This is a genomic window from Pseudarthrobacter sp. J47, assembly GCF_049810315.1.
In the GTDB taxonomy this organism is placed as follows: domain Bacteria; phylum Actinomycetota; class Actinomycetes; order Actinomycetales; family Micrococcaceae; genus Arthrobacter.
This window is the reverse complement of the sequence record NZ_CP187358.1, coordinates 2951244-2972100: the sequence shown is the minus strand read 5'-3', so window position 1 is coordinate 2972100 and position 20857 is coordinate 2951244. Positions and strand designations below refer to the sequence as shown.

The 20857-nt window shown below is 64.6% G+C and carries 16 protein-coding genes; 10 read left to right on the top strand and 6 right to left on the bottom strand.

What is annotated here, in order from left to right:
* Nucleotides 1-6: 6 nt before the first annotated feature.
* The 3 genes from ACPJW8_RS13560 to ACPJW8_RS13550 all read right to left on the bottom strand — a co-directional run bounded on the left by ACPJW8_RS13560 (nucleotide 7) and on the right by ACPJW8_RS13550 (nucleotide 1702).
* Nucleotides 7-1020: a pilus assembly protein TadG-related protein gene (locus ACPJW8_RS13560; protein ID WP_330187458.1), complete on the bottom strand. Its 1014-nt coding sequence runs from the start codon at nucleotides 1018-1020 to the stop codon at nucleotides 7-9.
* Nucleotides 1017-1412, bottom strand: a complete 396-nt coding sequence (locus ACPJW8_RS13555; protein ID WP_330187459.1) for a TadE/TadG family type IV pilus assembly protein — start codon at nucleotides 1410-1412, stop codon at nucleotides 1017-1019. The genes ACPJW8_RS13560 and ACPJW8_RS13555 overlap by 4 nt, the downstream gene beginning before the upstream one ends.
* A gap of 80 nt (nucleotides 1413-1492) precedes the next feature.
* On the bottom strand, nucleotides 1493-1702 hold the full coding sequence (locus ACPJW8_RS13550; protein ID WP_330187460.1) for a Flp family type IVb pilin: 210 nt from the start codon (nucleotides 1700-1702) through the stop codon (nucleotides 1493-1495).
* A 1030-nt stretch (nucleotides 1703-2732) separates the two neighbouring features.
* Here ACPJW8_RS13550 and rplM point away from each other — a divergent pair.
* The 3 genes from rplM (at nucleotide 2733) to glmM (ending at nucleotide 5229) form a co-directional block, all read left to right on the top strand.
* Complete coding sequence (gene rplM, locus ACPJW8_RS13545) at nucleotides 2733-3176, top strand: 50S ribosomal protein L13 (RefSeq protein WP_330187461.1); 444 nt, start codon at nucleotides 2733-2735, stop codon at nucleotides 3174-3176.
* A 33-nt stretch (nucleotides 3177-3209) separates the two neighbouring features.
* Nucleotides 3210-3719: a 30S ribosomal protein S9 gene (gene rpsI / locus ACPJW8_RS13540; protein ID WP_330187462.1), complete on the top strand. Its 510-nt coding sequence runs from the start codon at nucleotides 3210-3212 to the stop codon at nucleotides 3717-3719.
* Nucleotides 3720-3864: 145 nt separating this feature from the next.
* The gene (glmM, locus tag ACPJW8_RS13535; protein WP_330194102.1) at nucleotides 3865-5229 is read left to right on the top strand and encodes a phosphoglucosamine mutase; all 1365 of its coding nucleotides are present in this window, start codon (nucleotides 3865-3867) and stop codon (nucleotides 5227-5229) included.
* A gap of 81 nt (nucleotides 5230-5310) precedes the next feature.
* Here glmM and mscL read toward each other — a convergent pair whose 3' ends face one another.
* From mscL to coaA, 3 genes are all read right to left on the bottom strand, one after another.
* Complete coding sequence (mscL, locus tag ACPJW8_RS13530) at nucleotides 5311-5691, bottom strand: large conductance mechanosensitive channel protein MscL (protein ID WP_330187464.1); 381 nt, start codon at nucleotides 5689-5691, stop codon at nucleotides 5311-5313.
* A gap of 90 nt (nucleotides 5692-5781) precedes the next feature.
* Nucleotides 5782-6660, bottom strand: a complete 879-nt coding sequence (locus tag ACPJW8_RS13525) for a M15 family metallopeptidase (RefSeq protein ID WP_330187465.1) — start codon at nucleotides 6658-6660, stop codon at nucleotides 5782-5784.
* A 2-nt stretch (nucleotides 6661-6662) separates the two neighbouring features.
* Nucleotides 6663-7634, bottom strand: coding sequence for a type I pantothenate kinase (coaA, locus tag ACPJW8_RS13520; protein ID WP_330187841.1), 972 nt, complete (start codon nucleotides 7632-7634; stop codon nucleotides 6663-6665).
* Nucleotides 7635-7733: 99 nt separating this feature from the next.
* Between coaA and glmS the strand changes: the two genes are divergently transcribed.
* From glmS to ACPJW8_RS13485, 7 genes are all read left to right on the top strand, one after another.
* Nucleotides 7734-9626 carry a glutamine--fructose-6-phosphate transaminase (isomerizing) gene (gene glmS / locus ACPJW8_RS13515; RefSeq protein ID WP_330187492.1) on the top strand — a complete coding sequence of 631 codons (1893 nt, stop codon included), beginning with the start codon at nucleotides 7734-7736 and terminating at the stop codon, nucleotides 9624-9626.
* A gap of 4 nt (nucleotides 9627-9630) precedes the next feature.
* A complete protein-coding gene (locus ACPJW8_RS13510) occupies nucleotides 9631-9978 on the top strand; it encodes a holo-ACP synthase (protein WP_330187493.1) in 348 nt (115 codons plus the stop codon).
* A 12-nt stretch (nucleotides 9979-9990) separates the two neighbouring features.
* Complete coding sequence (locus ACPJW8_RS13505) at nucleotides 9991-11511, top strand: NAD(P)H-hydrate epimerase (protein ID WP_330187494.1); 1521 nt, start codon at nucleotides 9991-9993, stop codon at nucleotides 11509-11511.
* 36 nt (nucleotides 11512-11547) lie between these two features.
* Nucleotides 11548-13824 carry a glycogen debranching protein GlgX gene (gene glgX, locus ACPJW8_RS13500; protein ID WP_330187495.1) on the top strand — a complete coding sequence of 759 codons (2277 nt, stop codon included), beginning with the start codon at nucleotides 11548-11550 and terminating at the stop codon, nucleotides 13822-13824.
* Entirely contained in the window at nucleotides 13821-16193 is a 2373-nt protein-coding gene (gene treY, locus ACPJW8_RS13495; RefSeq protein WP_330187496.1) for a malto-oligosyltrehalose synthase, read from the top strand. Before glgX ends, treY begins: the two co-directional genes overlap by 4 nt.
* Entirely contained in the window at nucleotides 16190-17959 is a 1770-nt protein-coding gene (gene treZ, locus ACPJW8_RS13490) for a malto-oligosyltrehalose trehalohydrolase (protein ID WP_330187497.1), read from the top strand. Before treY ends, treZ begins: the two co-directional genes overlap by 4 nt.
* A gap of 96 nt (nucleotides 17960-18055) precedes the next feature.
* The gene (locus tag ACPJW8_RS13485; RefSeq protein WP_330187498.1) at nucleotides 18056-20809 is read left to right on the top strand and encodes a hypothetical protein; all 2754 of its coding nucleotides are present in this window, start codon (nucleotides 18056-18058) and stop codon (nucleotides 20807-20809) included.
* The last annotated feature ends 48 nt before the right edge of the window (nucleotides 20810-20857 follow it).

Below are 20857 nucleotides of genomic sequence, written 5' to 3'. Positions count from 1 at the left end.
TTAGAACTATTGGACCAGGCGAATCTGCACTGTTCCTAAGTTGGCTCCGCCGCCTGGCCCCCCGGTAGTGGAGTCGATCGATTCGAACTTGACGAACTGTCCGATGATGCAGCGGTCCTGGCCCGCCGAGCAGGCCAGGTCCGTTGTCATCCCGGGGTCTGAGGCCGTATTACGGAACTCGTAGTCGTGGTTGTTCCCGAACTTCCAGCCCCAGATTTTGAACGTGGCGTAACCGATGATGTTGAACCTTCCGTTCTGTCCGTTGTTGGTTGCATCGTCAAAGACGGGAAAAGGGACCTTGACTTCACCCCCGGCCAGGATCGTGGCCCGCCATTCGGCCAGGATGGCTGAGCAGCCGGCGGGTGGGTTGTTTCCGGGATCAGAACCAAGCTCGTTGCTGCCCAGGGTGGACGCTGCCCTGCACGGGGCGTCCTGGTCGAGCCAGCCCCAACCTCCTGGGATTTCTGTTCCGGAGGGACCCGTGCAGGTCCCACCGGGCTTGTACGAAATCTTCTGGACAGTCGCTGTGTCGCTGGCCGTGGTGAGGTTCCAACACGTGTTGGACAGGGCGAGGGGGAATCCGGAGGCAGCACCCAAGGGCGCGGCGCCGGCGACGGCGTACGCCCCGACCGTGGCCGGTGGGGCATCGAGCGCACTGGCAAACATCTGGCTCAGGAAGCCGGCACCTGACGTTCCATCCCGGGTAGTTGTCCGCACTGTCCATTGGCCGGCAACGTCCATCTCAACTGACCCTGATAGGGCCGAGGCCCCGTCGTTGGCGTTGGCGTTGAGGAGTTCGGTGGCGAGAGAGTCGGCTTGAGCTTGGGTGCACGTTGCCTTATGGCATACCTGGGCCACCGCCAATGCGGCCCCGTCGGCACCGTTTTGAAGCTGTGCCCGCTCGGCGTAGATCTGGCCGGCATCCACTGCCAGGGCTCCGGCGCCGAGCAGGACCAGCATCATCACGGCAACCAGGACGCCGGATGCGCCGCGTTCAGGATCCAGGGAGTAACGACTCATCCGCCGCATCGCATTGCCCCCACTCCCGTGACTCCAAATCCCGTACCGAAGACCCCGGTGATCCCCGGGGCCGTGTAGCTGATGGTGACCTTGATGTTGGTGTTAGGCGCACAGGTTCCGGGACTGAACGCAAGTGCAAACGAGCTTGTGTCCAGCCCTGGGGCCCCAACCTGTGCCGCAGTGGTGGCCGTTCCCTGGTTGTTGTGTATCGCCATATTGCGGGCTGCTTCGCGGGCGGCCTGGGTGACAGACACTTGGGCGTTGAAGATGTTGGAGAACTCAATGATTCCGGCGACAAGGAGGAGCAGCACCGGGGCCACGAGGGCGAACTCGACGGCGACAGCACCACGGGATTTATCGCAGTGCGCAGCGTGACCAATTCTGGTGTTCATTGCCTGTCCCAGATCGGGTATGGATTCTGAACAGGCGCTTGCTGGTTCAACGGAACAAGCCCATCCGCCTGGCGGCAAATTTAGCTAGTCTTCCAAGCGCCTACTGCAGCTGCCAGATCGCCAAACCACTTACTGAGGGCGGCACCGAACAAGGTGACTCCAGCAATTACGACGAGTGCAATAAACGCCACGAGCAGCGAGTATTCCGTTGCTGTTGCGCCCTTTTCAGAACCCATCCGCGCCTTTACTCCGGAGACGAAAGCCATCATTGAGACCATAAGAGAAGTCATGTCATATTCCTTTGAATTCGGTGAAAACTGATGAGGGGATTCAACGAATTGCCCAGCTGCCCCCAAATACCAGCGGCTGGGCTTCGCTAAGCACAGAATGTCACCGGCCCTATATGACAACAATGCGTAGCGGTACCCGACTTTTAGCGGTGAATCGAATTTATGTACTCGGAATGATGGTGCTGTACTCGGTTTTGGAAGCGGGCACTACGTGGAACTGACTGTCTGCCTGCGGCTTCACGCGGCCGGCTGCATCCAGCCACCGACTGGAAGTGGGATCAGTACTCCCAGGGGCAGGGTCGATGCGGAAGAGCAAAGCGCTTCTTCTTTGGCGTGATTCCGGGAATTACCGCAATAGTAAGCATGGTAACTAGTTGGTTTGTTGGCCGTCCGGCGAGTCGGCCATAAAACCACATGAAGTCAGTCCAAGTATCCAGGTACATCATTGGCGGTGCCGGCGAGGGGCGCGATGCCAATTCGAAGGGTTTCCGGGCAGGAAGTCGCCGGCGAAGCATAAAGGACTAAGGCAATTGCTGTGCGGTGGACGGTGTGGATTGCGATGCCCCCGATGGTTGTGGAGGAGCGGGGAGCGGGTGGGGGGCATAAGTGCGCAGGAATGCGGCTCCAGCCCGGTATCCTTCAGTCCGATACCTCCAGTCCGATGCCATCCCGCCCGGTGCCATGGGGGTGCTCGACAGGCGCAGTGACGGCCGGCCGGGCCCGCGTGTTCCTCCGGGGGACGCCGCGCGTACCTCCGCGAAGTGCCGTAGGCGGCTGCCACGCTAGCCCATTTTGACCCGGCGCCTGCCTTAAGGCTAAAGTTGGTAGTCGTTGTGCGTGTCCTATCTCGATGATGCGTGCCCGCTTGAGAATCCGGTTGCAGGATAACTACTCAGCGGTCACATTCGGGACGTAAGGATGACTGGTTACATAGAGCCCTCACCTCTGTTCCGGTAGCGCATAGATAGTAGGTGCACGCGATTGGGTGACACCTAAACAAGAACGCCAGAATAAGAACGAGGCAAAAACCGTGCGTACGTACACCCCGAAGCCCGGCGATATCAACCGCCAGTGGCACGTCATTGACGCCACAGACGTTGTCCTTGGTCGTCTCGCCAGCCAGACCGCAATCCTGCTGCGCGGCAAGCACAAGGCCACCTTTGCATCCCACATGGACATGGGCGACTTCGTCATCATCATCAACGCTGAAAAGGTTGCCCTGACCGGCGCCAAGCTGGAGCAGAAGCGCGCATACCGCCACTCCGGCTACCCGGGCGGCCTGACCTCCACCACCTACGCGGAGCTCCTGGAATCCAACCCGGTCCGCGCCGTGGAGAAGGCCATCAAGGGCATGCTCCCGAAGAACTCCCTTGCTGCACAGCAGCTGGGCAAGCTGAAGGTATACCGCGGTGCAGAGCACCCGCACGCCGCCCAGCAGCCCAAGACTTTCGAAATTACCCAGGTCGCCCAGTAGTCCTGGCCACCAACAACTTATACAAGGAGAATCGTGGCTCAGAACGAAGAACTGACCACCGAAGCCGTTGAGGCTGAGGAAAACCTGACCAGCTACACCTCTGAGAGCGGTGCTGCTGAAGCAGCTGCTCCCAAGAAGGAGCGCCCGGCACTGACCGTTGCCGGCGCAGCAGTTGGCCGTCGCAAGGAAGCTGTTGCCCGCGTCCGCGTTATCCCGGGCTCCGGCAAGTGGACCATCAACGGCCGCGAGCTGGCCAACTACTTCCCGAACAAGCTGCACCAGCAGGACGTCAACGAGCCCTTCCGGATCCTGGATCTGGATGGCGCCTACGACGTCATCGCCCGTATCCACGGTGGCGGCATCTCCGGCCAGGCCGGTGCCCTGCGCCTCGGCATCGCCCGTTCGCTGAACGAGATCGACGTCGAGAACAACCGCGCCATCCTGAAGAAGGCCGGCTACCTCTCCCGTGACGCCCGCGTCATCGAGCGTAAGAAGGCCGGTCTCAAGAAGGCCCGCAAGGCTCAGCAGTACTCCAAGCGCTAATCCCGCTTACGGCGCTCCGGCGCTCACACAAAACCCGTTCCGCCCCTGTGGCGGGACGGGTTTTGTGCATTCCACGCCACGCCGTCCTGAAGTGGGTGGCTTCCCCGATCACGGGTTGGGCCGCACTTTCCCCTAGACTTGACCGGTGTCTAGATTATTTGGAACCGACGGTGTCCGCGGATTGGCCAATGGCCTCCTGACTTCTGAACTCGCAATGCAGCTGGCCCAGGCGTCCGCCGTGGTGCTTGGCCATGAACGCAGCGACTCCGGCGCCCGCCCCCGCGCAGTGGTTGCGAGGGACCCCCGCGCCAGCGGAGAATTCATCGCAGCCGCCGTCGAAGCAGGTCTTGCCAGCTCCGGAATCGACGTCTATGACGCCGGTGTCCTCCCCACTCCCGCAGCGGCCTACCTGGTGGCGGACCTGCATGCGGATTTCGGCGTGATGATCTCCGCCTCCCACAACCCGGCACCGGACAACGGCATCAAGTTCTTCGCACGCGGCGGCCAGAAGCTCCCTGACGAGGTGGAAGACGCCATCGAGGCGCAGATGGGTAAAGAACCCCACCGTCCCGTAGGCGGCGACGTGGGACGCATCCAGCGCTTCTCTGACGCCGAGGACCGCTACATCGTGCACCTCCTGGGCACCCTTCCGCACCGCCTTGACGGACTGACAGTGGTCCTGGACTGCGCCCACGGTGCCGCCAGTGGCTGCTCACCCCAGGTCTTCAAGGACGCCGGCGCGAACGTTGTGGTTATCGGCGCCGAACCTGACGGCCTGAACATCAACGACGGCGTGGGGTCCACTCACCTGGGCGAGCTCAAGCGCGCTGTGCTTGAGCACAAGGCAGATCTCGGGATCGCCCACGACGGCGACGCTGACCGCTGCCTCGCCGTGGACCACGAGGGCAACGAAGTGGACGGGGACCAGATCATGGCCATCCTCGCCGTCGCACTGAAGGCCTCCGGCAAGCTGACCGACGACGTCGTGGTGGCCACCGTCATGAGCAACCTGGGCCTGAAGATCGCTCTCCGGGACGCTGGCATCCAGATCCGCGAAACCGCAGTGGGGGACCGCTACGTCCTCGAAGGAATGCGCGACGGCGGTTTCAACCTTGGCGGCGAACAGTCCGGCCACGTGATTTTCGCCGACCACGCCACTACCGGCGACGGCGTCCTGACGGGTCTGCAGTTGGCCGCGCAGGTGGCGCTGACCGGCAAGTCCCTGAAGGAACTGGCCACCGTCATGACCAAACTTCCGCAGGTTCTGATCAACGTCCGTGGTGTGGACCGCACCCGGGTGAAGGGTGACGCAAAGGTAGCGGCCGCCGTCGCTCTTGCCGAAGCACGCCTGGGCGACGGTGGCAGGGTGCTGCTGCGCCCCTCCGGTACGGAACCCGTAGTACGCGTCATGGTCGAAGCACCGGACGAAGAGACGGCGCAGGAAGTTGCTGGGCAGCTCGCTGACGTCGTCCGCACCGAACTGGCGCTGGAGCTCGTAGCGGACGCCTAGTCCCCGGACTGCGCAAGCCAACCAATAAAGCAGCCCGCCTCCTGAAGGAGACGGGCTGCTTTATTGGTTGCCGGGATGGTTTTAGTTCTGACGGCTCCGCAGGGAGTCGCGGATTTCGGTGAGGAGTGCGATCTGTGGATCGGCTTCCTCTTCCTCTTCGGTGATGCCGAGGCGGCGGTTGCGGCGCTCGATCATGTGGTTCATGGGGACGATAACGATGAAGTAGATCGCGGCGGACACCAGGATGAAGGAGATGATGGCGGAAATAACGGATCCATACATGAACCCTTCCCACTGCATTTCTTCGATGCCCTTGGCGTTGAAGATCCGGCCGATCAGCGGGGTCAACAAGCCATCCACGATGGAGGTCACCACGGCGCCAAAGGCGGCACCAATGACGACGGCGACGGCAAGGTCAATGACGTTGCCCTTCATAAGGAAACTCTTGAATCCACTCAGCATGGAACCAAGGTAGCGCACCTCTGTTAACCGGAGATGACAATTCTGTAATATCCGGCCGGGCGTGTCGTGAAGACCTGGCTTGGCAAAGGCTCAGGGATACCCCGGCGCGGCGCCTGTGCCGAAGTACTCTTCCAACGTGTGGATGCCCTTGTTCACCATGTCCGTGGCGGCCTCGACGCCGATGTAGCGCAGGTGCCACGGCTCGTAGTAATAGCCGGTGACGGGATGGAACATCCACTGGTACCGGACCACAAAACCAAAGCGGTGGCCGTTGGCTGCTGCCCAGACGCCCGCCGGCTGGTCGGCGAAGCAGGGCTGGAAACTGCATGCGCCGCCGCCGTCGGCGATATCGAAGGCCCAGCCGGTCTGGTGTTCCGAGTACCCCGGCCGGGCAGAGGCTGTGTCAGCATCGGCCTGGCCCCGGGCCGCCACGTAGTTGTTATAGGTGGCCACCTGGGTGTTGTAGGACCGGTACCCGCTGGCGAGGGTGAGGAAAACGCCGTCGGCCGCTGCGGCCGCGAACATCGCCTCCGCGGCTGCGGCAGTCGTGCTGTTCAGTAATGCCGATTCGCCTGAGGTCGCCATAGCGACCGCGGGCTGGACCAGGTCCGCGGGCGCGTAGTCCGCGGGCTGCAGCGGCCGGTACTTGTTCACCACAAGCCACGGACTGGCCGGATCCGTCAGCGAATGCTGCCCCGGCAACGCTGCAGAGGGCGAAGGTTGCGCGGTGGCCGGGGTTCCGCTGACCGGTTCCACCGCTGCCGTGGCAACGGGCTCAGGGGAGCCAGACGGCGCCGCCGCCGGGGAACCGGAGGCAACAGCCGACGTCGAACTTTCCGGCGTCTGCACGGAACCGGCGGGGGAGCCCGGGTTGCAGGCGGTCAGGACGGTGAGTCCTGCACCCACGGCGAGGAACGTGGCGAAGCTGCGGCGGCTGGGCGCGAGCGGAACCGAACAGTCCCGGCACACGGCTAGACCTTCCTGAGCAGCATGCGGCGGATGGAATGGTCCGCGTCCTTGGTGAGCACCAGTTGCGCGCGGCCGCGGGTGGGCAGCACGTTTTCCTCCAGGTTGGGCTCGTTGATGCGCTTCCAGATGTCCCGGGCCGTCTTTTCCGCTTCGTCGTCGGAGAGGGTGGCGTAGCGGTGGAAGTACGATTCCGGCTGGGCGAAGGCCGTGGTGCGCAGCTTGCGGAACCGGTCCACGTACCACTCCTCTATATAGGAGGTCTTGGCATCGACGTAAATGGAGAAATCGAAGAAGTCACTCAGTGCCAGGCCTTGCCTGCCGTCGTGCCGCGGCCGGGCGGGGGCCAGCACGTTGAGGCCTTCGACAATGAGGACGTCGGGACGCCGCACCACCACTTCGCGGCCGGGAACTATGTCATAGGTAACGTGCGAATACCAGGGTGCACGGACTTCCTCGGCGCCGCCCTTGATGGCACTGACGAACCGCAGCAGCGCCCGGCGGTCGTAGGACTCGGGGAAGCCCTTGCGGTCCAGGAGTTGGCGGCGTTTCAACTCAGCCAGCGGGTACAGGAAACCATCGGTGGTGATGAGCTCAACGTTGGGTGTTCCCGGCCAGCGCCGCAGCATCTCGCGGAGCACACGGGCAATCGTGGATTTGCCCACGGCCACGGAACCGGCGACGCCGATCACGAACGGGGTGCGCTGGGTCTGCTCGCCGAGGAAGGTGGTGGTGGCCGCGTGCAGCTGGCCTGCCGCTTCGACGTAGAGGTGCAGCAAGCGGGAAAGCGGCAGGTAGACATCGCGGATTTCCGTCATGTCCAGGGGGTCGCCGAGGCCGCGGAGGCGGAGCACGTCCTCCCAGTTAAGGGGCTGCTCCATCTGGGCGGCGAGCCGGGACCACGTCTGGCGGTCCAGCTCCACGAACGGGGAGGTTCCCTCTCCATTCGCTTCGTTGCGTTGCAAAGTCACCCTAATGATTCTGCCCCGCCCCACGCCCAGAGCGAAATGAGACGGTGCCCACGCCGCCGTTGCTCGATGCGGGGCCAGCCCTCCGGAGACGTTAGGGTTAAGCCCATGTGTGGAATCGTCGGATATGTGGGCCGCGTTAACGGCCAAGAAGCTTCAGCCTACGGCGCGCTTGACGTCGTCCTGGAAGGCCTGCGCCGTTTGGAGTACCGCGGCTATGACTCTGCCGGAGTCGCCGTAGTAGCGGATGGAGTGATTTCCACCCGCAAGAAGTCCGGCAAGCTGAGCAACCTCCTGAACGAACTGGAAGAGAAGCCCCTTCCGGCATCGCTGACCGGAATCGGCCACACCCGCTGGGCCACCCACGGCGGCCCCACTGACCGCAACGCCCACCCGCACCTTGCCGACGGCGGCAAGTTGGCAGTGATCCACAACGGCATCATCGAGAACTTCGCCGAGCTGAAGCAGGAACTGCTGGCCAAGGGTGTGACGTTCCTTTCCGAAACCGACACCGAAGTAGCGGCGGCCCTGCTGGCTGACATCTTCCGCACCCAGCTGGGCGGCGACGTCCGCGACGGCGGCCTCACCAAAGCCATGCAGCTGGCCTGCCAGCGCCTCGAAGGCGCGTTCACCCTGCTGGCTGTCCATGCTGACCAGCCGGACGTGGTTGTGGCTGCCCGCCGTAACTCGCCCCTGGTTGTTGGACTCGGCGACGGCGAGAACTTCCTGGGCTCGGACGTCTCCGGCTTCATCGACTACACCCGCCGGGCAGTGGAACTGGGCCAGGACCAGATTGTCACCATAACCGCTGACTCCGTGGAGATCACCGACTTCTACGGTGTTCCCGGACAAGGCAAGGAATACCACGTCGACTGGGATCCGGAATCCGCCGAAAAGGGCGGCTTCAGCTCCTTTATGGAGAAGGAAATCCATGACCAGCCTGACGCCGTGGCGCAGACGCTGCTGGGCCGTTCGGACATCAACGGCCGCCTGACCCTGGACGAACTCCGCATCGATCCGGAGCTGCTCAAGCAGGTCAACAAGATCATCGTCCTGGCCTGCGGCACCGCTGCCTATGCCGGCATGGTGGCCAAGTACGCCATCGAGAACTGGTGCCGGATCCCCACCGAGGTTGAGCTGGCGCACGAATTCCGCTACCGCGATCCCATCCTCGATGACAAGACCCTGGTGGTTTCCATCAGCCAGTCCGGCGAGACCATGGACACGCTGATGGCCGTGCGCTACGCCCGCGAGCAGGGCGCCAAGACCATCTCCATCTGCAACACCAACGGATCCACCATCCCGCGTGAATCCGACGCCGTGCTGTACACCCACGCCGGCCCGGAAATCGCAGTGGCCTCCACCAAGGCATTCCTGGCGCAGATCACCGCCGCCTACCTGCTGGGCCTGTACCTGGCGCAGCTGCGCGGCAACATCTTCAGCGGCCAGATCAAGGACGTCCTCGCGGACCTGAACAAGATTCCCGCGAAGATCCAGAGCATCCTGGACAAGGCAGGCCCGCTGCGCGAACTTGCCCGCGGCATGGCGGAGGAAAAGTCCGTCCTGTTCCTGGGCCGCCACGTGGGCTACCCGGTAGCCCTGGAAGGCGCGCTCAAGCTCAAGGAGATCGCCTACATTCACGCAGAGGGCTTCGCCGCCGGCGAGCTCAAGCACGGTCCGATCGCGCTCATCGACGACGGCCAGCCGGTCTTCGTAGTGGTGCCGTCGCCGCGCGGACGCGACTCGCTGCACTCCAAGGTTGTCAGCAACATCCAGGAAGTCCGCGCCCGTGGCGCCCGCACCCTGGTGATCGCCGAGGAAGGCGACACCGCAGTCCAGGATTACGCCGAGTACGTCTTCTACGTGCCGGAGACGCCTACGCTGCTGATGCCGCTGCTGACCACCGTTCCGCTGCAGATCTTCGCTGCCGAGCTGGCCTCCGCCAAGGGTTACGACGTGGACCAGCCGCGCAACCTGGCCAAGAGCGTCACCGTAGAATAGCCGCATGATTGTTGGCATAGGCGTTGACGTTGTAGACATCGAGCGGTTCGGACGGCAGCTGGAACGCACCCCCGGGCTGCGTGACAGGCTGTTCGTTCCGGCCGAGCGGGAACTGAACACCCGCTCCCTCGCTGCGCGGTTCGCCGCCAAAGAGGCCGTTGCCAAGGTGCTGGGTGCCCCTGCCGGAATGAACTGGCAGGACTGCTGGATCGGCCTGGACGAGCACGGCCCCACGGTGAAGGTCAAGGGGACTGTGCTGGCCGTGGCCGAGTCCAAGGGCGTCAAACGCTGGCACCTGTCCATGAGCCACGACGGCGGTATTGCCACCGCCACGGTCCTGGCCGAGGGCTGAGCCAGGCCCCACATGATCACGGCGTACACCGGGAGCGCGGTCAGGGCGGCTGAGAAGCCGCTCCTGGACCGCGGTGCCGGTGACGCCCTGATGGCCCGCGCCGCCTACGGCCTGGCCAGCGCCGCCATCCGTGAGATGCACGGACTGAAACTCCGGCTCTATGGGGGCTCCGCCGTCGTCCTGGTGGGGAAGGGCAACAACGGCGGTGACGGGCTTTATGCCGGCGCCCTGCTCAGGCGCCGGGGAATGCGGACCACCGCGATCCTTACCGCCGACGAAGCTCATCCCGGGGGAATGGCCGCCTTTTCCGCCGCCGGTGGCATTATCCTGCGGACCAGTGAATGTTCGACGGCGGAACTCGCCCTGCTGTGTTCCCGCGCCGACGTCCTGATTGACGCCGTCCTGGGAACCGGGGCGCGCGGCGGCCTCCGGGGTCCGGTTGCGGAACTCGTAGAGGCTGTTGCCGCTGATCCGCCCGGCCTGGTGCTGGCCTGCGATGTGCCGAGTGGCGTGAACGCGGATACCGGGGAAGCGGACGGGCCAGTGCTCCCGGCAACCCTGACCGTGACGTTCGGCGCCGCCAAATCCGGCCTGCTTACCGATCCCGGAGCTGATTACGCCGGGCGCATCGATGTGATCCCCATCGGTATCGAGCCCTTCCTTCGGGAGCCTACCCTGCTGCGACTGGAGCCTGCGGACCTTGCCCGGCTCCTGCCGCAGCCTGGCCGGCGTTCACACAAATACTCCCGCGGCGTGCTGGGCATCGTGGCCGGCACCGGGTCCTATCCGGGAGCCGCCGTGCTGGCCTGCCAGGGCGCGCTCGCCGCCGGAGTTGGCATGGTGCGGTACCTCGGCCCGCCGTCGGTGGCCGCGCTGGTGAACCAGGCCTGCCCCGAAGTGGTGTGTTCCACCGGGGACGTGGCCGATGCCCACGTGCAGGCCTGGCTGGTGGGACCCGGGCTGGTTCCGGCTGGGCCAGATGGTCCCGACGCAGGCTCCGAAGATGCCCTGCAGCTGGCCCGGGCCCGCGATGCCGTTGCCTCCGGACTGCCTGTGGTGGTGGACGCCGGGGCCCTGCCCGGACTGCCTCCCACGCTGGGACCGCAGGCTGTCCTCACACCCCACGCGGGCGAACTTGCCACGTTGTTAACCCGGCTGGGCCACAAAACCGAACGTGCCGCCGTCGAACATTCCCCGTTTGTAACGGTGCGCCGCGCTGCGGATATCACCGGCGCCACCGTTCTGCTCAAGGGCGCCACCACGCTCATAACAGAGCCCGGCGGTACCGTGTTCAGTCAATCCGAAGGGACGCCCTGGATGGCAACAGCCGGAAGCGGTGACGTCCTGGCAGGGATTCTTGGCGCGCTGCTGGCCCAGCGGGAACCCGGAAACTGGGCTGAAACGGGAGCGCTGGCGGCAAGCCTGCATGGCCTGGCAGGAAGCCTCGCCTCTGCCGGAGGTCCCGTAACTGCGGTTAGCATTGCAGCGGAAGTGGCTGCGGCCTGGAGTAAAGTAAGTAAGCTGAGTAATTAGTTTTCGATTCCGTAGAAGCACTACCGAGGAGCACGAATGGACGTCTGGCCCGGATCGGCCTATCCGCTGGGAGCTACTTTTAACGGCACCGGCACCAACTTCGCACTCTTCAGCGAACGGGCAGAAAAAGTTGAGCTCTGCCTCTTTGACGACGACGGCACCGAAACCCGCGTGGACGTGGTGGAAGTGGACGGCTACGTGTGGCACTGCTACCTGCCGCAGGTCCAGCCCGGCCAGAAATATGGCTACCGGGTACACGGCCCCTACGATCCCCATTCCGGCAACCGGTTCAATCCCAACAAGCTCCTCCTGGACCCCTACGCCAAGGCCGTCCACGGTGAGATCGACTGGGATCCCGCACTGTTCTCCTACCAGCTGGGGGAGCCGGAATCCCGTAATGACGACGACTCCGCCCCGCACATGATGATGGGCGTGGTGATCAACCCCTACTTCGACTGGGAAGGCGATACCAACCTCCGCATCCCGTACCACAAGTCGGTCATTTACGAGGCACACGTCAAGGGCCTGACCCAGATGCACCCGGAAGTCCCGGAGGAGCAGCGCGGTACCTATGCAGGCGTGGCCCACCCTTCGGTGATCGCGCACCTGCAGAAGCTGGGCATTACGGCCATCGAACTGATGCCGGTGCACCAGTTCGTGAACGACGGCACGCTGCAGGACAAGGGCCTGAACAACTACTGGGGCTACAACACCATCGGCTTCTTCGCCCCGCACAACGCCTACAGTTCCAAGGGCGACACCGGCCAGCAGGTGCAGGATTTCAAGGCCATGGTCCGCGCGCTGCACCAGGCAGGCATCGAAGTGATCCTCGACGTCGTCTACAACCACACCGCAGAGGGCAACCACCTGGGCCCCACGCTGTCCTTCAAGGGCATCGACAACGCAGCCTATTACCGCCTCATGGAAGGCGACGAACAGCACTACATGGACTACACGGGCACCGGCAACTCGCTCAACGTCCGCCAGCCCCACTCCCTCCAGCTGCTGATGGACTCGCTGCGCTACTGGGTGACGGAAATGCACGTGGATGGATTCCGGTTCGACCTCGCCTCCACCCTGGCCCGCGAGTTCTACGACGTTGACAAGCTCTCCACGTTCTTCGAACTCATCCAGCAGGACCCGGTGGTGTCCCAGGTCAAGCTGATCGCCGAGCCTTGGGATGTTGGTCCGGGCGGCTACCAGGTAGGCAACTTCCCGCCGCTCTGGACGGAATGGAACGGCAAGTACCGGGATACGGTGCGGGACTTCTGGCGCGGTGAACCGTCCACGCTGGGGGAGTTTGCATCGCGGATCACCGGTTCGGCTGACCTGTATGAGCACTCCGGCCGCCGCCCGGTGGCATCGATCAACTTCGTCACCGCCCACGACGGCTTTACCCTCGCGGACCTGGTCTCCTACAACGAGAAGCACAACGAGGCCAACGGCGAGGACAACAACGACGGCGAATCCCACAACCGCTCCTGGAACTGCGGAGTGGAAGGGCCAACGGACGACCCCGAGGTCCTGGGCCTGCGCGCCCGGCAGCAACGCAACTTCCTGGCCACCATGCTGCTGTCCCAGGGCGTACCCATGCTGGCCCACGGCGACGAACTGGGACGCACCCAGCAGGGCAACAACAACACGTACTGCCAGGACTCGGAGCTCACCTGGATCAACTGGGGGAACGTGGACCAGCCCCTGATCGAGTTCACGGCAGCAGTCAGCGCACTGCGCGCCAAGCACCCCACCTTCCGCCGGAGCCGGTTCTTCAACGGCCGCCCGTCGCCCCGCGGGGAAGATCAGCGGCTCCCGGACATCGTGTGGTTCGATACCGATGCGTCGCCCATGGCGCCCGAAGACTGGGACAGCGGCATCGGCCGGTCCCTGGGCGTGTTCCTGAACGGTGATGGAATCCACGGGAAGGACGAATACGGCCGGACCATCACCGACGTGAACTTCCTGCTGTATTTCAACGCCTACGTCGAGGCTGTTGACTTCACGCTGCCGGGTGCCGAGTATGCCAGCGCGTGGGACGTGATGATTGATACAGGTGGCAACGAGGCAGACACCGATCCGCTCAAGGCCGGCGAAACCATCCAGCTCGCTGCGAAGTCGATTGTGGTGCTCCGTGCCCACAGTGTCCCCGAAACTGAACCGGACCACTCGGTGGCGGCGTCGCTGGCAGCACTGACCCAGACCACAACGGCCGAATCCGCGGCGCTGACCGCGCCGGCCGTTCCGGACCCGGCCAGGACCAGGACATCCGGGTCCGGGGGGCCGGAACCCACCCCGCCGGCAGGGGCCGCCTCATGAGGGTGCCCCGCTCCACGTACCGCCTCCAGATCAGGTCAGAGTTCACGCTCTTCGACGCCGCAGAAACCGTCCCCTACCTCCGTTCCCTGGGGGTGGACTGGCTGTACCTGTCACCGATCCTCACGGCGGAGAAAGGCTCGGACCACGGCTACGACGTGACTGATCCCTCAGCGGTTGACCCGGAGCGGGGCGGGCCTGAAGGCCTGCTCGCGGTTTCCCGGGCAGCCCGGGAGGCCGGAATGGGCGTGCTGGTGGACATTGTGCCCAACCACGTGGGCGTGGCATCGCCGCCGCAGAACCCCTGGTGGTGGTCGCTCCTGAAAGAGGGACGGGACTCCCCTTATGCGGAAGCGTTCGACGTCGACTGGGACTTTGGCGGCGGACGCATCCGGATCCCCGTGCTGGGTGACGACGACGAATTGGACAAGCTGGAGGTCAAGGACGGCGAACTCCGCTACTACGGCCACCGCTTCCCCTTGGCTGACGGCAGCTGGCAGCCCGGCGACGATCCCCGTGAAGTGCACGACCGCCAGCACTACGAACTGGTTGCCTGGCGGCGCGCCGATTCCGAGCTGAACTACCGGCGGTTCTTCGCCGTCAATACCTTGGCCGGCATCAGGGTCGAGGTGCCATGGGTGTTCGACGCTGCCCATGCCGAGGTGAAGCGCTGGTTCGACGACGGCCTGGTGGACGGCCTGCGGGTGGACCATCCGGACGGGCTGGCGGACCCTGTTGGTTACCTGAAGCGCCTCAAGGAGATCAGCGGCGGCGCCTACGTCCTGGTGGAGAAGATCCTGGAGCCCGGCGAGGATCTCCCGGCCGACTTCGACTGCGAGGGAACCACCGGCTACGACGCGCTCGCCGACGTCGACAGGCTTTTTGTGGATCCGGCCGGCAAAACACCCTTGACCCGGCTGGACTCCCGGCTCCGGGGCCGTGGGGGCGCAGCCGACTACGGGGACATGATCCACGGCACCAAACGCGACACGGAGGATGGCATCCTCCGCTCCGAGGTGCTCCGGCTGGTGCGACTGCTGCCCGCAGACAGCGGGCTCTCTGACGAGGAAGCGGCCGAAGGGCTGGCCGAGATCATCGCAGCCTTCCCGGTGTACCGCACATATCTTCCCGAAGGCGCAGGCGTCCTGAAGGAAGCCTGCCGCAACGCCGCCGAGACCCGCCCGGAGCTTTCCACCGCCATTGAAACCCTCGCTGTCCTGCTGGCTGATCCGGAGAAGGAATTGGGCCGCCGCTTCCAGCAGACCTCCGGAATGGTCATGGCCAAGGGTGTTGAGGACACTGCCTTCTACCGCTACACGCGGCTGGGTTCCCTCACTGAGGTGGGCGCAGATCCCACGGAATTCTCCCTGTCCCCGGAGGAGTTCCACCGGCGGATGGAGCGGCGCCAGGAGAAGCTGCCGCTGTCCATGACCACGCTGTCCACCCACGACACCAAGCGCAGCGAGGATACCCGGGCGCGGATCTCCGTCATTTCGGAGCTGGTTCCGGAGTGGACTGCCACACTGTCCAAGCTCCGCGAGCTGGCCCCGCTGCCTGACGGGCCGCTGGCTGCCCTGCTGTGGCAGGCAATAGCCGGTGCCTGGCCGGCGGGCCGGGACCGGCTCCGCAGCTATGCGGAAAAAGCCGCACGGGAAGCCGGGAACTCCACCACGTGGACCGATCCGGACGAGGACTTCGAAGCGAAGCTGCTTGCCGCCGTCGACGCCGTTTTTGACAACCCGGACGTCCGGACGGAGCTCACGGCGTTCGTCGCCCGGATCGACCCACACGGCGCGTCCAACTCCCTGTCCGCCAAGCTGATCCAGCTCACCATGCCCGGCGTGCCGGATGTTTACCAGGGCACCGAATTCTGGGACCGCTCGCTGGCGGACCCGGACAACCGCCGCAGCGTCGACTTCGAGGCGCGGCGCTCGGCGCTGGAAGAACTGGACGACGGCGTGCTCCCGGCCTCATACACCGCGGAAACCAGCAAGCTGCTGGTCACCTCGCGCGCCTTGCGGCTCCGGCGGGACCGTCCGGAACTGTTCACCGGCTACCGCGCACTCACCGCGACCGGACCCGCGGCGGAGCACCTGGTGGCCTTCGACCGGGGTGATGCCGGCAGCGGTGATGCTGGCAGCACTGCCGGCGGTGCCCACGGTGCGGTGACCCTGGCTACGCGGCTTCCCTACGGACTTGAGGCTGCCGGCGGCTGGCGCGACACCGCCGTCGAACTTTCCTCAACGCTGACCGACCAGCTGACCGGGCTTCAGTTCGGACCCGGCAAGGTGGCAGTGGAGGACATCCTGCGTGTCTACCCGGTGGCGCTGCTGATACCCGTGGAAGGCACACCGGGGGAGGCCTCCGAATGACGCTGTACGCATCCGGCCCCGAACGGTTCGACGTCTGGGCGCCCAACGCCTCCCAGGTCACACTGCAGCTTGCCGGCCGGGAGCTGGCCATGGTCTCCGTGGACAAGGGGCCTGGTGCTGAGGGCTGGTGGACGGCACCGGAGGCACCCGCATCCGGAGAATTCGACTACGGCTACCGGCTGGATGGCGGTGATCCGCTCCCGGACCCGCGCTCGCGGCGCCTCCCGGACGGCGTGCACCGGCTGTCCCGGACCTTCGACCCCGCCGGCTACAGCTGGCAGGACGCCGGTTGGCGGGGCCGGGAGCTGAAGGGATCGGTGATTTACGAGCTGCACCTGGGAACGTTCACGCCCGAAGGAACGCTGGACGCGGCCGCAGAGAAGCTCGACTACCTTGCCGGGCTCGGGATCGACTTCGTGGAGTTGCTGCCGGTCAATGCCTTCAATGGCACCCACAACTGGGGCTATGACGGCGTCCAGTGGTACGCGGTCCACGAAGGATACGGCGGGCCGGCCGCCTACCAGCGGTTCGTGGATGCAGCTCATGCCGCGGGGCTCGGCGTGATCCAGGACGTTGTTTACAACCACCTCGGCCCCAGCGGCAACTACCTTCCCCGGTTCGGGCCCTACCTCAAGCAGGGTGACGCCAACACCTGGGGCGACTCCGTCAACCTTGACGGCCCGGGCTCCGACGTTGTCCGGGAGTACATCCTGGACAACGCCGCCATGTGGCTCCGGGATTATCACGTGGACGGCCTTCGACTGGACGCCGTGCATGCCCTGAAGGATGAACGCGCGGTGCATTTGCTGGAGGAACTCGGCGCCCTGGGGGATGAGGTTACCGCCCAAACAGGGCTGCCCCGGACCATGATCGCGGAATCGGACCTGAACAACCCACGCCTCATTTATCCCCGCAACGCCCAAGGCTACGGCCTGGACGGCCAGTGGAGCGACGACTACCACCATGCCGTGCACGTTGCGGTCAGCGGCGAAACGGAGGGGTATTACGCCGACTTCGAATCAATCGGAGTGCTGGCCAAGGTGCTGCGGGATGGATTCCTGCACGACGGCGGCTACTCCAGTTTCCGTGGCCGGCACCACGGGCGTCCCATCAACGCTGGCCTGGCGCATCCGTCCGCGCTGGTGGTGTGCAGCCAGAACCACGACCAGATCGGCAACCGGGCAGTGGGGGACCGGCTCTCCCAGACGCTGCCGTATGGCCGGCTGGCCGTCGCCGCGGTGCTCACCCTGACTTCGCCGTTTACTCCGATGCTGTTCATGGGGGAGGAGTACGGGGCAACCACGCCGTGGCAGTTCTTCACGTCGCATCCCGAACCCGAGCTGGGCAAGGCCACTGCGGAAGGACGCATCCGCGAGTTCGAGCGCATGGGGTGGGATCCCGCCGTCGTCCCGGATCCGCAGGACCCCGAAACCTTCCACCGTTCCAAGCTGGACTGGGCCGAAGCATCCGACGGCGATCATGCACGGCTGCTGGAGCTGTACAAGTCGCTGATCGCGCTGCGTCGTCAATATCCGGAGCTGGCGGGCCTGGGCTTCACCGGTACCCAGGTTGATTTTGACGACGACGCCGGCTGGCTGCGTTTCCGGCGGGGGGCCATTGAGGTACTCCTCAACTTCGCCGACGCCGCAGCACGCCTGCAGGCGCCAGCTGGCGATCTGGTCCTGGCTACCGACGACGCCACGACGCTGGCTGGGGGCTCACTCCTCTTGGCTCCGTGGAGCGCCGCAATCGCAGTTGAGAGGTGAAATTTCAGGGGTGATTTAACCTAGACGATGGAATAACCCGAGGCGTACCATTTGGCTATCTGAAGTGCCGCAACCGCCAGGTACCGGAGGCTCCTCATGGACATCGGTCAGTCACCCACCTCCGCCACGGCAGCCAAGGCTACTGGGTCGCTCCCGGAAACCTTGGAGCTTCGGATCCATGGCATTCGAAATACCCCGCCGCACGAGCTGCTTCGAACCGGACGCAAACCCCTCGAAGCCAAGGACGTGGAACTGTCCTGGGGCGATGACCTCGCTGGCTTCTACCGGGCCAAAGCGGACACAACTCCAGCCCAAGGGATTGGCGCGCCAGCTGCAAGCGGCAGCAAGCGGACAATCGAGGCGTACTCATGGGGCCATCTGGCGCGCTTCACCGGGATCGGCATCGCCAATAAGATCGCCGACGCCGCGGTGCGGACAGTGTGGTTCCTTCTCATGCCGTTCGGGTTGACGAACGCCGCCTACTGGAGCAGGCCGCTGCCGCGGGCCAGGCAAGAACCGGCGACGCCCCCCGCTTCCGCGGTTCCGGGCGCTTCCGCCGCGGCTGGTGGAGGATCGGGGACCCCTCCGACGGCGTCCGGCGGCGCGCAATTCGAATACGCTGAAGCCGGAGCCGGGGTGCGCCGGAACGGTGCCGGGCGGATCAGGCTCTTCGCACTGCTTCTCACTCTGTACTTCGTAGCAACGGCGGCAGTAGTGGCCATGGACCTGATTGCCGTCCAGTGTTTTCCAGCCGATGGACCCGAGCCGGTCCCGCCCGCTACCGCTGAGCCGGAGCGGACCTGCGCTGCGCTCCCGTCGTTTTTTGACGGTATGGCCGGATGGACGCGGGGACAACGGATCGCGTTGCTGGCGCTGGTTCCATTGCTGGGAGTTGGACTCCTGGCCGGCGTGGCGTACCTGGCTCGGACGCGGTTCCATCCACGCCCAAACCTGGGCGGCGGCGGTGCGGGAGTGAATAGCGCCGCAAATGGCGCGGCGGTGCTGCCCACACTGATGATCCAAAACCTTTGGGACGCACGCAAGGAAGTCCGGAGCAACGGGTGGCTTCACCTCTGGGCATCGTTGGCGATGGTAGCGGCGGTCATCTCCTGGGATGGCGTCTGGACGCGGGTAGACGGTATAGCGTGCGGCAACCCGGGGACCTTCTTCGCGGGCTGCTTAACGAAGCTCGGAGACGGTGGACTCGACACACCCGGCGTCGTTTTTCTTATCGCCTGGGTAGCCGCCGTCGTGGCCCTGATCGCCGCAGGGATCGAAACCGTCCGGATGGCAGCGGCAAACCCGGACGTACCCGCCAATGCCGGAACTTCGTGGATGATTCCTATATTTCTTGTTACCCTGGCCAGCGCAGCGGCCGCAGTCATCGCGTCCGTCATCCCATGCGACGGCGGATCGAGTTGCGAAGGCGGCACGGCCGTCCGAATGCTCGGACTGGGTACGGCCCCGGCTGCGCTCATGGCTGCCATGCTGCTGTTGATCATCAGTATGTGCTTCCTGACGAGGAAAAATTACGACACCCAAGCGCTGGGTTGGTGGGGGCGCGGGTCCGCGGTGTTCTGCACGCTGGCGCTCGGCGCCGCCACCATCATGAGTTGCGCCGTGGTGGGCGCTACCGCCACCGTGCTGCAAAAGAACCTTGAGCGGCGCGCCGCTTCCAAGGACGGCATGTGGAGATTTGGTGAGATTACCGACGACGCCCTCTTCCCGCCGTCGGTCTTCATGATGTTCAGTGGGTTACTGCTGTTTGTCATCATTCTGGTGGCCGTCATCCTGGGGATTTGCGTTCTCGTGGCCAACAAGAGAATGAAGTCCTGGAACACGGAAGACGATGCAGTGTCGGAATTGGCGGCGGCATATGGCACCACACCGCCAGTGCCCTACCAGGCGGCCGTGGCCAGGAAACTGGTGGCCGCACGAGGGAAAGCCTCACTGCTCCACCGCGCAGAGGCGATGGCCTTGGTGCTGGCAGTTGTTATGTTTTCCGGGTTGACTGCAGCGCTGGTCCTAGGCACATTCAAGGGCACGCTGGAGGAACCCTTGGATTGGCTGTACGACGTCATCGAAGGAGCAGGCGCGCTGGGATTGGCTGCGGCAGGCGCCGCCATCCTCGCATTGGCCATCACGTCCGCCAAGCCAAACTCGCGGCCGTTGGCGCTCCTGTGGGACCTCATGTGCTTCATGCCCAAGGCCGCGCACCCCTTTGGCCCGCCCAGCTACGGGGAGCGGGCCGTTCCCGAGTTCGCCGCGCGGATCGCCGCCTGGCTGGATGGGAAGGAAGACTCACCGTCCAAGGACGCGACGAAGGTAGTAATCTCGGCGCACAGCCTGGGAGCCGTGATCGCGGTCAGCGCCCTCTTCCATCTCAAGGCCGTGCGGCCCGACCTGAAACTCAATCGGATTGGGTTGGTCACTTATGGCACCCAGCTCAGGGCCTACTTCGGCAGGTTCTTCCCCGACCTTCTTGGCCCGGGCATTCTTGCCACAACGCCGGTGTCCAGGACTGGACTCATCGACCCCGGGGGACCGGACACGGAGAGGATCGACGGGACAGGATCCACAGGACCGGCCTGCCTCAACCTGACGGATGTCTTCGGCCCCGGAACCAACCGGTGGATCAACGCCTACCGCAAGACCGATTACCTCGGCTTCCCCGTCCGCTACACAGCAAATACAAGCAACCCGGCCATGGCACCGGACTATGGAGACCGCTACGTGCAGGAAATGGATCCCTACACCTACCAGTTTCTGGTTACGAGCCACAGCGACTACCTGCAGGCGCCGCAGTACCAAAGGGCGGTTGACGACGTCGCCAGCGGGCTGCCGGCCTGAGATGGTCAGCCGCGGGCTTAATAGTTCATTTTTGTTCTGTTATGGGGG